At 71.2% G+C, this 12,695-nt stretch carries 13 protein-coding genes; 10 read left to right on the plus strand and 3 right to left on the minus strand.

Going from position 1 to position 12,695, the window contains the following annotated elements:
- The first annotated feature begins 10 nt into the window (after window positions 1-10).
- Entirely contained in the window at window positions 11-1,435 is a 1,425-nt protein-coding gene (locus ACZ5VC_RS07480) for a dipeptidase (protein WP_469119166.1), read from the plus strand.
- Window positions 1,436-1,474: 39 nt separating this feature from the next.
- Window positions 1,475-2,422 (plus strand): NAD(+) diphosphatase, encoded by a 948-nt coding sequence (nudC, locus tag ACZ5VC_RS07485; RefSeq protein WP_469119167.1) that lies wholly within the window; start codon window positions 1,475-1,477, stop codon window positions 2,420-2,422.
- 89 nt (window positions 2,423-2,511) lie between these two features.
- On the opposite strand, the gene ACZ5VC_RS07490 is transcribed toward nudC, so the two are convergent.
- Window positions 2,512-2,754: a mycoredoxin gene (locus tag ACZ5VC_RS07490; protein ID WP_468707331.1), complete on the minus strand. Its 243-nt coding sequence runs from the start codon at window positions 2,752-2,754 to the stop codon at window positions 2,512-2,514.
- A gap of 200 nt (window positions 2,755-2,954) precedes the next feature.
- On the opposite strand from ACZ5VC_RS07490, the gene ACZ5VC_RS07495 reads away from it, so the two are divergent.
- The 5 genes from ACZ5VC_RS07495 to ACZ5VC_RS07515 all read left to right on the plus strand — a co-directional run bounded on the left by ACZ5VC_RS07495 (window position 2,955) and on the right by ACZ5VC_RS07515 (window position 6,851).
- The gene (locus ACZ5VC_RS07495) at window positions 2,955-5,147 is read left to right on the plus strand and encodes an ATP-dependent DNA helicase UvrD2 (protein ID WP_469119168.1); all 2,193 of its coding nucleotides are present in this window, start codon (window positions 2,955-2,957) and stop codon (window positions 5,145-5,147) included.
- 169 nt (window positions 5,148-5,316) lie between these two features.
- Entirely contained in the window at window positions 5,317-5,652 is a 336-nt protein-coding gene (locus ACZ5VC_RS07500) for a hypothetical protein (protein ID WP_469119169.1), read from the plus strand.
- 196 nt (window positions 5,653-5,848) lie between these two features.
- Complete coding sequence (locus tag ACZ5VC_RS07505) at window positions 5,849-6,217, plus strand: WhiB family transcriptional regulator (RefSeq protein ID WP_468707326.1); 369 nt, start codon at window positions 5,849-5,851, stop codon at window positions 6,215-6,217.
- Window positions 6,214-6,537 (plus strand): hypothetical protein, encoded by a 324-nt coding sequence (locus tag ACZ5VC_RS07510; RefSeq protein ID WP_469119170.1) that lies wholly within the window; start codon window positions 6,214-6,216, stop codon window positions 6,535-6,537. The genes ACZ5VC_RS07505 and ACZ5VC_RS07510 overlap by 4 nt, the downstream gene beginning before the upstream one ends.
- Window positions 6,538-6,653: 116 nt before the next feature.
- Window positions 6,654-6,851: a hypothetical protein gene (locus tag ACZ5VC_RS07515; RefSeq protein WP_468707448.1), complete on the plus strand. Its 198-nt coding sequence runs from the start codon at window positions 6,654-6,656 to the stop codon at window positions 6,849-6,851.
- A 7-nt stretch (window positions 6,852-6,858) separates the two neighbouring features.
- On the opposite strand, the gene ACZ5VC_RS07520 is transcribed toward ACZ5VC_RS07515, so the two are convergent.
- Both ACZ5VC_RS07520 and ACZ5VC_RS07525 read right to left on the minus strand, forming a co-directional pair.
- On the minus strand, window positions 6,859-8,301 hold the full coding sequence (locus ACZ5VC_RS07520) for an ABC1 kinase family protein (RefSeq protein ID WP_469119171.1): 1,443 nt from the start codon (window positions 8,299-8,301) through the stop codon (window positions 6,859-6,861).
- Window positions 8,302-8,343: 42 nt separating this feature from the next.
- Window positions 8,344-9,495: a ThiF family adenylyltransferase gene (locus ACZ5VC_RS07525; RefSeq protein WP_469119172.1), complete on the minus strand. Its 1,152-nt coding sequence runs from the start codon at window positions 9,493-9,495 to the stop codon at window positions 8,344-8,346.
- Between the two features lie 207 nt (window positions 9,496-9,702).
- On the opposite strand from ACZ5VC_RS07525, the gene ACZ5VC_RS07530 reads away from it, so the two are divergent.
- The 3 genes from ACZ5VC_RS07530 (at window position 9,703) to ACZ5VC_RS07540 (ending at window position 12,679) form a co-directional block, all read left to right on the plus strand.
- Window positions 9,703-10,278: a M48 metallopeptidase family protein gene (locus ACZ5VC_RS07530; RefSeq protein WP_469119173.1), complete on the plus strand. Its 576-nt coding sequence runs from the start codon at window positions 9,703-9,705 to the stop codon at window positions 10,276-10,278.
- A gap of 108 nt (window positions 10,279-10,386) precedes the next feature.
- Entirely contained in the window at window positions 10,387-11,985 is a 1,599-nt protein-coding gene (locus ACZ5VC_RS07535) for a TerD family protein (protein ID WP_469119174.1), read from the plus strand.
- Window positions 11,986-11,998: 13 nt separating this feature from the next.
- A complete protein-coding gene (locus tag ACZ5VC_RS07540; RefSeq protein ID WP_469119175.1) occupies window positions 11,999-12,679 on the plus strand; it encodes an AIM24 family protein in 681 nt (226 codons plus the stop codon).
- Window positions 12,680-12,695: the final 16 nt, after the last annotated feature.

Raw genomic sequence — 12,695 nt, forward strand, 5'->3', positions numbered from 1 at the left:
GCTCAGGAGCATGAGCGACACCCCGGACAGCGCCGTCCAGACCGCACCGACCCAGGCCGTACGCACGTACATCGAGCAGCACCGCGCCGCCTTCCTCGACGACCTCGCCGCGTGGCTGCGCATCCCGTCCGTGTCGGCCCGGCCCGACCGTGCCCCGGACGTACGGCGCAGTGCCGAGTGGCTGGCCGCGAAGCTGTCGGAGACGGGGTTCACGACGGTCGAGGTGTGGGAGACCGACGGCGCGCCCGCCGTCTTCGCCGAGTGGCCCTCCGGGGACCCGTCCGCCCCGACCGTCCTCGTCTACGGTCACCACGACGTCCAGCCCGCCGCCGTCGAGGACGGCTGGCACACCGACCCGTTCGAGCCGGTGATCAAGGACGGCCGGATGTACGGCAGGGGCGCCGCCGACGACAAGGGCCAGGTCTTCTTCCACACGCTCGGGGTCCGCGCCCACCTCGCGGCGACCGGCCGCACGGCCCCGGCCGTCAACCTCAAGCTGCTCGTCGAGGGTGAGGAGGAGTCCGGCTCCCCGCACTTCCGCGCTCTCGTGGAGGCCCGCGCGGGCCGCCTCGCCGCCGACGTGGTGATCGTCTCGGACACCGGCATGTGGTCGGAGGAGACCCCGACCGTCTGCACCGGAATGCGCGGCGTCGCCGACTGCGAGATCGAGCTGTACGGCCCCGACCAGGACATCCACTCCGGTTCGTTCGGGGGCGCGGTGCCCAACCCGGCCACCGTCGCCGGCCGTCTGGTCGCCGCGCTGCACGACGAGAACGAACAGGTCGCGATCCCCGGCTTCTACGACGGTGTCGCGCCGCTCAACGACGCCGAGCGCCGGCTGATCGCCGAGCTCCCCTTCGACGAGGAGACGTGGCTGACCACCGCCAAGTCCCGCGGCACCCTGGGCGAGGCCGGCTACTCCACCCTGGAGCGGGTCTGGGCCCGCCCCACCGCCGAGGTCAACGGCATCGGCGGTGGCTACCAGGGCCCCGGCGGCAAGACAATCGTCCCGGCCTCCGCCCAGCTGAAGATCTCTTTCCGGCTGGTGGCGGGCCAGGACCCGGACAAGATCGAGCTCGCCGTGCGGGACTGGCTCGCGGCTCGCGTCCCGGCGGGCATCCGCCACGAGATCACCTTCGGCGCGCCGACCCGCCCCTGCCTGACCCCCCTCGACCACCCCGCGCTGCAGTCCGTCGCACGCGCGATGAGCCTGGCCTTCGACGGAGCGAAGATCCGCTTCACGCGCGAGGGAGGCTCCGGACCGGCGGCCGACCTCCAGGACGTCCTGGAGGCACCCGTACTGTTCCTGGGGATCTCCGTGCCGTCCGACAGCTGGCACGCGCCGAACGAGAAGGTCGAACTGGACCTTCTGTTCAAGGGCGTGGAGGCCACCGCCCACCTGTGGGGCGACCTGTCCGCCGCCGCACTCCGCTGAATGCTGGACCCACAACGATCCGGGGGAGTTGGAAGTACCGTGAGCACCATCAGTAACGAGGCCGGGCACCGTCCGATCGGCCTGACCGCCCCGAGCGGCATCGACCGCGTGGCACACCACCGGCTCGACGAGGCCTGGCTGGCGGCGGCCTGGAGCCACCCGACGACGCGGGTCTTCGTGGTCTCGGGCGGCCAGGTGCTGATCGACGACACCCCGGACGGCCGGACCGAGCTGGTCATGACCCCGGCCTTCGAGGCCCCGGTCACCGAGACCCATCGGTACTTCCTCGGCACGGACGCGGACGGTGTCCGGTACTTCGCGCTGCAGAAGGACTCCCTGCCGGGCCGCATGGACCAGTCGGCCCGCCCGGCCGGTCTGCGGGAGGCGGGCCTCCTGCTGTCGCCCCGGGACGCCGGTCTGATGGTCCACGCCGTGGCCCTGGAGAACTGGCAGCGCCTCCACCGCTTCTGCTCGCGCTGCGGCGAGCGCACCGTGATCGCCGCCGCCGGGCACATCCGCCGCTGCCAGGCCTGCGGCGCCGAGCACTACCCCCGGACCGACCCGGCCGTGATCATGCTGGTCACGGACGACCAGGACCGCGCGCTCCTCGGCCGCCAGGTGCACTGGCCGGAGGGCCGCTTCTCGACCCTCGCGGGCTTCGTCGAGCCGGGCGAGTCGATCGAGCAGTCGGTGGCCCGGGAGGTCTTCGAGGAGGCCGGTGTCACGGTCGGCGAGGTCGAGTACGTCGCGAGCCAGCCGTGGCCCTTCCCCTCCAGCCTGATGCTGGGCTTCATGGCGCGCGCCACCTCGTCGGAGATCAATGTGGACGGCGAGGAGATCCACGAGGCGCGCTGGTTCTCCCGGGAGGACCTGACCGCGGCCTTCGAGTCCGGCGAGGTGCTGCCGCCGTACGGGATCTCGATCGCGTCCCGGCTGATCGAGCTCTGGTACGGCAAGCCGCTGCCGAAGCCCGGCGACCTGGCCTGACGGGCCGCGCCGGAGCAGTACGCGAAACCCCCGCTCCGGAACGCTCCGGGCGGGGGTTTTCGGTACCGAGGACGACCGGCGGTCGTCGCTCAGACGGCGATCTTCTGCTTGACCTGCGCCAGCGACGGGTTCGTCAGCGTCGAACCGTCACCGAAGAGAACGGTCGGAACGGTCTGGTTGCCGCCGTTCGCCTTCTCCACGAACGCGGCCGACTCCGGGTCCTGCTCGATGTTGATCTCGGTGTACGCGATGCCCTCACGGTCCATCTGGCTCTTCAGCCGACGGCAGTAGCCGCACCACGTGGTGCTGTACATCGTCACAGTCCCCTGCATTGCTGGCGCTCCTCTGTTCGCTGGGTAGGTCGCTCCCAGACTGAACGTACGTGGCGTCGCCGCCATTCCCGTACGAGGAGGACCACGATGGACGACAGCGGGACGACCCAGGGTGACGACCGGGGTGTTAGTACGACCACGCCGTGAAGCCTGTGGACAACGCGCCGCACCGACCCCTGTGAACCTGGCAGCATGGCGGGGTGACAGCAGCAACGCACTCCACTCTCTTCCCACCGGTCCCCGAGACGGCGGACGCCGTCCTCGACGGGCTCGACCCCGAGCAGCGCGAGGTCGCCCTGGCGCTGAGCGGCCCGGTGTGCGTGCTGGCGGGCGCAGGCACCGGCAAGACGCGGGCGATCACCCACCGCATCGCCTACGGCGTGCGGTCCGGGATACTCCAGCCCGGCAGTGTGCTGGCCGTCACGTTCACCAACCGTGCCGCGGGCGAGATGCGCGGCCGGCTCCGCCAGCTCGGCGCGGGGGGCGTCCAGGCCCGCACGTTCCACTCCGCCGCCCTGCGCCAGCTCCAGTACTTCTGGCCGAAAGTCGTCGGTGGGGATCTTCCGCGTCTGCTGGAGCGCAAGGTCCAGCTGGTCGCCGAGGCCGCCGCGCGCTGCCGTATCCGCCTCGACCGCAATGAGCTCCGCGATGTGACCAGCGAGATCGAGTGGGCGAAGGTCACCCAGACCGTTCCCGCCGACTATCCGGCGGCCGTCGCCAAGTCCCACCGCGACGCTCCGCGCGACCCGGCCGAAATCGGCCAGATCTATGCGCTCTACGAACAGCTCAAGCGGGACCGTTCGGTGATCGACTTCGAGGATGTGCTGCTCCTCACGGTCGGCATCCTCCAGGATCGGCACGACATCGCCGATCAGATCCGCCGCCAGTACCAGCACTTCGTCGTGGACGAGTACCAGGACGTGTCCCCGCTCCAGCAGCGGCTCCTCGATCTGTGGCTCGGTGACCGGGACAGCCTCTGCGTCGTCGGCGACGCCAGTCAGACGATCTACTCGTTCACCGGCGCCACCCCGGACCATCTGCTGAACTTCCGCACCCGCCATCCGAACGCGACCGTCGTGAAACTGGTCCGCGACTACCGCTCCACCCCCCAGGTCGTGCACCTGGCCAACGGCCTGCTCAGCCAGGCCCGCGGCCGCGCCGCCGAGCACCGCCTGGAGCTGATCTCGCAGTGCGACCCCGGCCCCGAGCCGGCCTACACCGAGTACGGCGACGAGCCCGCCGAGGCCGAGGGCACCGCCCGGCGCATCCGCGACCTCATCGCCGCAGGGGTCCCGGCCGGAGAGATCGCCGTCCTCTACCGGGTCAACGCCCAGTCCGAGGTCTATGAGCAGGCCCTGGCCGACGCCGGCGTGCCCTACCAGCTGCGCGGCGCCGAGCGCTTCTTCGACCGGCCCGAGGTGCGGGAAGCCGGGGTCGCCCTGCGCGGCGCCGCCCGCGCCGGTGGCAACGACTCGTTGCTCGACGACGTCGACACCCTTCCCTCGCAGGTCCGGGCGGTCCTCTCCACCAAGGGGTGGACCACGGAGCCGCCGGCCGGCTCGGGCGCCGTCCGGGACCGCTGGGAATCCCTCGCGGCGCTGGTCCGGCTCGCGGAGGACTTCGTGCGGATCAAGCCCGAGGCGACCCTCGGCGATCTGGTCGCGGAGCTGGACGAGCGGGCCGCCGCCCAGCACGCCCCGACCGTCCAGGGCGTCACCCTCGCCTCGCTGCACGCCGCGAAGGGCCTGGAGTGGGACGCGGTGTTCCTGGTCGGCCTGACCGAGGGCATGATGCCGATCACCTACGCCAAGACCGACGAACAGGTGGAGGAGGAGCGCCGCCTGCTGTACGTGGGCGTCACCCGCGCCCGGCTCCACCTCTCCCTGTCGTGGGCCGTCTCCCGGTCGCCCGGCGGCCGGGCCTCGCGCCGCCCGACGCGCTTCCTCAACGGGCTGCGGCCCGGCTCCGGAGCCCTCGGCGGCCGTGGCGCGGGCGGGGCCGGCGGTATCGAACGCGGTGGCGGCAGCGGGAGCGGGAGCGGCAGCCGGCGCAAGCGCCGGGGGCCAGTGCTGTGCCGGGTCTGCGGCACCACGCTCACCGACGCCGGCGAGATGAAACTGATGCGCTGCGAGGACTGCCCCTCCGACATGGACGAGGCGCTGTACGAGCGGCTGCGCGAGTGGCGATCCGAGCAGGCCAAGGAGCTCGGCCAGCCGGCCTACTGCGTGTTCACCGACAAGACGCTGATGGCGATCGCCGAGGCCGTCCCGTCCACCGACGGTGAGCTCGCCGGCATCTCCGGGGTCGGCGCCCGCAAGCTGGACCGCTTCGGCGCCGATGTTCTCGCCATCTGCGCAGGTGAAGAGGTTGGAGGAGCCGACGACGAGGGCTGATGAAAACTCGTCGAAAAAATAGTTTGCGCCCGCCCCGGGAAGCCCCATAGGTTCTTAACCACGGAAACAGCGGCTTCTCTGAAGCCCTGTCTCCGTGCTGTACTTATCCGAATACGCGCGGGACCGGCTCACCCCGATCCCCCAGAGACGCCGAGAGGAGGCGATTCCAGTGATCAGCTACACCACCAGCACCAGCATCCGCACCGCCAAAATGACCGATCGCTCCGTCGTCTCCACCTGCTCGCTCGGCCTCTCCGGCTCGGCGTTCATCGGCACCGGTATGCCCGGCTTCGCAGCCGTGCGTCCGGCGTCCCTCCTGGCGGCTCTTCCCGTCCTGGAGCGCAATGAGCGACCGACCAAGGCACTGGAAGCAGGAGTAGCAGCGGGCGAGGCCAAGAAGGCCCATGCCTTTGCGGCGACCGGTGCCGAAACCAAGCAGCAGACGACGCAGTACGACACGAAGTGGGCCTTCCGTGGGCTCGAACCCTGGAGTGATCCAGTCTGATCCATGATCAGATCGGCGCCTTCAGGGCCGCGGAACCCCACCCGGGATCCGCGGCCCTTCTGTTTTGCCCGAACGGGCCGAGCAGAGCGACAGGCGCCACGGGACCAGCAAGACCGGTACCAGCCTCCCCCGGCCCCGTCGGGGGGACCACCCACCGGCCAACAGGCCGGAACGACCAGACGAGGAAAACAACACCGTGCAACTCGAAGCGCACGCCCCGTCCGTACCGCCTTCCGAAACGCTTCCCCCGCCCGGTCTCACGGAGGACTCCACCTTGACCCCCCTCACCGCGCTCACCGCGCTCGACGACGCCATCGAGAACCTCGGCGTACCCGTCCCCTGCCGTGCCTACGACCCGGAGGTCTTCTTCGCCGAGTCGCCGGCGGACGTCGAGTACGCCAAGTCCCTCTGCCGCACCTGCCCGCTGATGGAGGCCTGCCTGGCGGGCGCCAAGGAGCGGCGCGAGCCGTGGGGCGTCTGGGGCGGCGAGCTGTTCGTCCAGGGTGTCGTCGTGGCCCGCAAGCGGCCGCGTGGCCGCCCGCGCAAGAACCCGGTCGCGGCATGAACACCACCGGAACCATCGACCGACCCCTCACGCACGATCCCCAGAAGCTGGCTCCCATGACCTCTTCCACCAGCGAGCCGTCCGGCTCCGCCACCCCGAACGTCACCACCATCGGCGCGAACGCCTCGCGTCAGAACAGGACCCGCGAAATGCAACTCATTCCAGAAGCCCTGGCTCGCGCGCATATGCACGACCGCATGAGGGAAGCCGACGCGGAACGCCAGGCCGTGCGCCTGATCGCCGCCCGGCGCATGCAGCGGCGAGCCGAGCGTGTGTCACTGCGCGCCCGCCGCGCCCTGGCCATGGCCGTCATGCACTGAGTGCCCCGCGCACTCACCCCTGAGCACAGACCCCGCGGGGGCCGGTCCGAACGGACCGGCCCCCGCGGTGCGTTGCCCCGGCCCCCGCGCCGAGCCGGGTTATCGTCTCCAGAGTGCTGAGTAGTGACTCCGGGGAGGACGCCCCGGCCCCCGACGAGATCATCGCGTGTGCCTGCTGCGGCGCGGTCGCCGAGGGCACCCCGGTGACCTGGACCTGCTCGGTGGAGAACGGCGCCCGCCAGTACATCTGCGACGACTGCGCCCGCGCGAACATCAGGGCCATCGAGGGCAGGCTCGACTCGGCCTGGTGGTGACGGCGGGTCAGCCGCCCGCCACCTCCGTCGCCGGCTCCACCCCTGTCGCCGGCCCCGCGTCCGGCACGAGCTCCGGCTCGGGCTCGGCCTCCGCCGGGAGGAACCCCGGCAGCCACTCCTCCAGCTCGTCGCGCAGCCGGACCGTGGCGTTCAGCTGGCAGAGCACCCCGATCGTGCTCAAGGTCACACGGTGTATCAGCAGATACGACGGCGGCAGATTCAGCTGCTTGCCCAACTGGTGTGCCGGCGAGCGCGGATCGGCTATCCGGGCGGCCTGGTTCCGGAGCCAGCTCCGCGTGAAGGCGAATTCGCCGGCCTCCGCCGGCTCGATGATCGGCAGCAGGTACTCCAGTACGGCTTCCGGATCGAGGTCGATGCTCTCCTTGACGAACCCCTCAGCACGGAGCAGTTCGTAGACCGTTTCGGCCTCGCCCTCCAGTGTCATCCGCAGACAGGTTCCGATCGTCGCGGGCAGCCCGCCCGGCAGCCGGTCGACGGTGCCGAAGTCAAGTACTCCCAGCCGCCAGCTCTCCGGACCCCGCTCCCCGTCCTCGCCGTCCTCAGCTTCTTCGCCGGCCGGGAGCAGCCGGAAGTTGCCCGGGTGCGGGTCCGCGTGCAGCAGCCCCGTGCGCGCCGGCCCCGAGAAGAGGAAGCGGGCCAGCAGCTGTCCGGCGCGGTCCCGCTGCTCCGGTGTGCCGTCAGCGATCACCTCGGCGAGCGGTATGCCCTCGATCCACTCGGTCACCAGGACCTGCTCGCACTGGTGCACCACACCGGGCACCACCACATGCGGGTCGTCCGCGAACTCCGCCGCGTGTTCCCGCTGCGCCTGTGCCTCCAGCGCGTAGTCCAGCTCCTCCGACACCCGGTCGCGCAGCTCCGTGATCAGGGGCTTGATGTCCATCCCGGGAATGAGCGGACCCAGGAGCCGGGCGAACCGGCTCAGCTGGGTCAGGTCCGAGAGCAGCGCCTCACCGGCCCCGGGGTACTGCACCTTCACCGCCACCTCGCGGCCGTCGTGCCACACCGCCCGGTGCACCTGGCCGATGGAGGCCGCCGCCGAGGGCTTGTCCTCGAACTCCAGGAACAGCTCCCGCCACTGTGCGCCCAGCCGCTCCTCCAGTACCGCGTGGACCGTGCGCGTCGGCATCGGCGGGGCGGCCTCCTGGAGCTTGGTGAGTGCCGCGCGATACGGACCCGCCACCTCCTCCGGCAGCGCGGACTCGAAGACGGACAGGGCCTGCCCGAGCTTCATCGCGCCCCCCTTCAGCTCCCCGAGGACCCGGAACAGCTGCTCCGCGGTGCGCTGTTGCAGTTCGCGGGCGACGATCTCCGCGGACTTGCCGCCGATCCGCTTGCCCAGGCCCCACGTGGCCCGCCCGGCGAAGCCCAGGGGCAACGCGGCCAACTTGGCGGTCCGGGTGACCGCCTTCCGGGGAAGATCAGACATGAAGCCCCTCCAAATCCCAGACTGCCGTGCCGCGTACGGCCGTTACCCCGCCATTGTGTCCTGCGCCGCTCCCGCTTCCGAGACGCGCTCCCCCTGTCTGCCACCAGCCGCCCCGCACGGGCACTCCTGATGCGGCACCATGCGCTCCGCCCGCCACTCCAGCAACGGCAGCGAGGTCTCCCACCGCGTGCCCGTACTCGCCGGCAGCTCGCCGTCCAGGAACGACAGCGCGTGTGCCGCCGTCAGTCCGGCCACCGCCGTCGCCAGCCCCAGATCGCAGGCCGGGACCGCACTGCGCCGGCCCGACCGCCACTGCGCCAGCATCCGGGGCCACACCGGCTCCCGATCGGTCCGCGTCCGCTCCCCGCACCCCGCGCAGGCCGTGCCCCCGGGCAGAACCAGGGGGCCCACCACCCCGGTCGCCTCGAGCACCCCCGCGTACAGATGGGGAACGCCGGTCGCGATCCACTCCTCGGCGGCCCTCGGATCGGGGAGATACGCGGCCAGGCCGTCCCTCGGCGCGACCACGATCAGCGAGAGCCCCCGATCGGTGTCGCCGTCCGGTCCGTCGGCAGCCTGCCTCGCCCGGGGCACCCGCCCTCCCGGCGCGCACCGGCCCACCACCCGCCGGGCCGCCACCGCCCTCCGCTCACCCACCGCGTCCGCCGGCAGCCCGCCCGGCGACACGTCCCAGGGCTCCACCACACCACTGTCGAGCACTTCCACCCGCCCCACCCCCGACGCGGAGAGCAGGGCCGCGACCGCCGCGCCGACCCGCCCGGCCCCCCGGACCTGGACCCGCGTCGTGCGCCGCGCCGACCATCGCCGCGCGGCGCCGTCCGGTTCCGGAGCGACGACCGAGAGCGACGCGAGATCGGCGCACAGCGGATCGAGTGCGCCCTGCCCGTGCCGTGACGCCTCACCCCGGTGCCGCCCGCCGTCCGCGTCGAGGAGCAGCCCGGCCGCGGTCAGCCGGCCGAGCAGGGAGTCCACCTGTCCATCGGGCAGCCCCAGTGCCCGGCCCTCCTCGCGAAGCAACTCCACTCCGCGCGTCCCGTCGAGCAGGTCGATCAGGCTGCCGGTGGTGGTGTCCACCGGCCCGACGACCACCGCGTGGGCGGGTGTCGCGCCGAACTGCACATACTGAAGATTCCGCCAGGCCCGCCGCAGTGCCGGCTTGATCATCGGATGCATATCCGCCCCGTGCCCTTCGTGGATCATCATCGGTGATCGTCCTGGCGCGACCTCCGTTGTCAGAATGCACGGCCGCCGGGAACGGTGCGGAAAGTTATCCACAGGGTGGGGGTATTAGTCGTTCAAATGGTGCACGACTTGGGTGGATCATGGCCGAACCGTCCCGGAGGCGGGACTTCCCGTGCTGACAGCGGGTAACGTCGGGGCGTGCCCGCCGACCCACAACGCAGCGTGACAAAGCAACCGCCCCGCGGGTCGGGGACGAGTGCGGTCGAGGTCCGAAGAAGCTCCCGGCGGAGGAGAACGGTCTCCGCCTACCGGGAGGGCGACCGGACCATCGTGCTCATCCCCGCCCGGATGTCGGAGGCCGAAGAGCATCGCTGGGTGACCGTGATGCTCGACAAGCTGGCCGCCCAGGAGAGCAAGCGCGTCCTCGGTGACAGCGAACTCGGCGAGCGCGCCGAGCGGTTGTCCTCCCAGTACTTCGGCGGGCGGGCGCGGCCCGCATCCGTCCGCTGGGTGACCAACCAGAACACCCGCTGGGGCTCATGCACTCCGTCGGAGGGCAGCATCCGGCTGTCGCACCGGCTCCAGGGGATGCCCGAGTACGTCGTCGACTACGTGCTGCTCCACGAGCTCGCCCATCTGCTCGTTCCCGGTCACGGGCCGGACTTCTGGCGGCTCCTCGAGGCGTACCCGCGCACCGAGCGGGCTCGCGGGTACCTCGAAGGCGTCGTCGCCGCCGACCGGTTGCCGCATCTGCCGGCCGCTCGCGGAGAGTGACAACCGTCAATCCTGTACCGAACCTGTACCGACTTGGCTCAATGTCGCGGACAGCCGTTAGCCTGGCGCGACGCATTCACATTTCGGGATGGGGGACGGTCGTTACGCATGGCCAGGGAATTCCAACGCGGCCACAAGGCCAAGATCAGTGATCTCACACCTGGGACCGACCTGTACGTGGGCGTGCAGATCGCGGCACCCGGGCTGACCTTCGACATCAGCTGCTTCGGGCTCGACGCCAACGAGCAGCTGTCCGACGACCGGTATTTCATCTTCTTCAACCAGCCGAAATCGCCGGAGGAGTCCGTCCAGCTCCTCGGCGCGCAGGCCGGTGACACCGAGTCCTTCCGCGTCACCCTGGACCGCATCCCGGCGAACATCCACAAGCTGTCGTTCACCGCGACCGTCGACGGCGCCGGGCAGATGTCGCAGATCGGCCCCGGCCACATCCGGATCGTCGCCGGCGGCGAAGAGGTCGTCCGGTACTCCTTCAACGGCTCGGAGTTCACCACCGAGCGTGCGGTGATGCTCGGCGACTTCTACCTCAAGGACGTATGGCGGTTCGCCGCCGTAGGCCAGGGCTTCGACGGCGGACTCGAGGCGCTCCTGAAGAACTTCGGCGGCGAGGTCGCCGAGGAGGAGCCGGCCGCGCAGGCTCCGCAGGGCGCACCGGGGTTCTCCCCGCCGCCGCAGGCCGCCGCGCCCGCTCCGGCGTTCGGTGCTCCCGCGGTGCCCCAGGCGCCGGGGCCCGCCCCCTCGTTCGGCGCTCCTGCCGCACCGGCGCCCTCTCCCGCCCCGGCCCCGCAGCAGATGCACGCCGCGCCGACGATCGCGGCGCCGCTCGCTCCGCCGGCCGCGCCGTCGCCGTACGGCCAGCCTCCGCAGCCACAGTTCGGACAGGTGCCCGGCCAGGGCCAGCCGCCCGCCGCGCCCGCGCCGTACGGACAGCCCGCACCGGCCCCGTACGGACAGCCGCAGTTCGGCCAGCAGCCCCCGGTCGGTATGCCGCCCGGCGGGATGCCCCAGGGCGTTCCCCAGCAGCCCGGCGCCGGTCTCGCGGCCGCGCTCCAGCCGTACAAGGAAGCCGCCACCGGCCAGCGCTGGACCCCGCAGAACCAGCAGCTCATGCGGGTCGACCTCGCCATGGGCGGGGTTCCCGTCCTCGCCCGGCAGGGCAGCATGGTCATGTACCAGGGCAAGGTCGAATTCGGCTACAAGGGCGCCGGTTTCGCCGGCCGGATCGTCGGCAACGCCACCGGCCAGGAGATGCAGCTGATGCGCTGTACCGGCCGGGGCCAGGTGTTCCTCGCCGAGAACGGCGCGCATCTGCACCCCATCGAGCTCCAGGGCGACGGCATCTGCGTCTCCGCCGAGAACGTGCTCGCCTTCGACGAGTCGCTCCAGCACGAGGTCCGCAGGATCGAGGGCCACGGCATCCCCGGCGGCGCGCTGTTCACCATGCTGTTCCAGGGCACCGGCACCGTCGTCGTGAAGACCCACGGTGTCCCCGTGGTGCTCCCGGTCACGCCGACCACCTTCGCCGACTGCAACGCCGTCGTCGCCTGGTCCGCGGCCTCGCAGGTGATCCTCTCCAGCCAGGTCAGGCTCCGCCGCAACGCCTACCCGGGACACAGCGGAGAGACCGTCAACCTGCAGTTCCGGGGCGCCCCCGGCAACTTCATCGTCGTCCAGCCGTACGAGGTCTGAGGGAGCCCGAAGAATGAACCAGCAACTCGCGGGCTACGCCCCGACCCCGACCGTGGCGCGGATGGAGAACCACGGCCGCTCCATGCTCAAGGTCGCCATGGCCTCGGGCCAGGACCTGTTGGCACGCACCGGCTCGATGGTCGCCTACGAAGGGTTCGTGCAGTACGAGCCCAACCCGCCCGCCGTCCGCCAGATCGCCTCCCAGTGGATCTCCGGTGAGGGCGCGCCCCTCATGAAGTGCTCCGGCGACGGTCTGCTCTACCTCGCGGACTACGGCGCCGACGTGGTCGTCATCAACCTCAACAACGATTCGCTCTCCGTCAACGGAACCAATCTGCTGGCCTTCGACGCCCACCTCCAGTGGGGCGTCGAGCGGGTCAAGGGCCTGGCCAAGTTCGCCGGACAGGGCCTGTGGAACGTGCAGATCGCGGGCACCGGCTGGGTCGCCCTGACCTCGCGCGGCACCCCGATCGTCGTCGACTGCGGTCGCGGTGAGGACGAGACGTACGTGGACCCCGACGCCCTCGTCGCCTGGTCGCCGTCCCTGAAGGTCAAGGGCAAGCGCAGCTTCAAGGCCTCCTCGCTCATCGGGCGGGGCAGCGGAGAGGCGTACCAGATGGCCTTCTCCGGACAGGGCATCGTCGTCGTACAGCCGAGCGAGGACAGTACGGACCGCCTGCGGATCCGGCACTGAGGGGGGACGAGAACAC

It is taken from the genome of Streptomyces sp. NPDC033174, assembly GCF_055577795.1.

Bases quoted from the DNA above. Each gene is read 5' to 3' on its own strand.
- ACZ5VC_RS07480 (WP_469119166.1), top strand. From the start codon at position 11: ATGAGCGACACCCCGGACAGCGCCGTCCAGACCGCACCGACCCAGGCC.
- ACZ5VC_RS07510 (WP_469119170.1), top strand. From the start codon at position 6,214: ATGAACACCACCGGAACCATCGACCGACCCCTCACGCACGATCCCCAG.
- ACZ5VC_RS07525 (WP_469119172.1), bottom strand. From the start codon at position 9,495: ATGCATCCGATGATCAAGCCGGCACTGCGGCGGGCCTGGCGGAATCTT.
- ACZ5VC_RS07490 (WP_468707331.1), bottom strand. From the start codon at position 2,754: ATGCAGGGGACTGTGACGATGTACAGCACCACGTGGTGCGGCTACTGC.
- ACZ5VC_RS07520 (WP_469119171.1), bottom strand. From the start codon at position 8,301: ATGTCTGATCTTCCCCGGAAGGCGGTCACCCGGACCGCCAAGTTGGCC.
- ACZ5VC_RS07535 (WP_469119174.1), top strand. From the start codon at position 10,387: ATGGCCAGGGAATTCCAACGCGGCCACAAGGCCAAGATCAGTGATCTC.
- ACZ5VC_RS07540 (WP_469119175.1), top strand. From the start codon at position 11,999: ATGAACCAGCAACTCGCGGGCTACGCCCCGACCCCGACCGTGGCGCGG.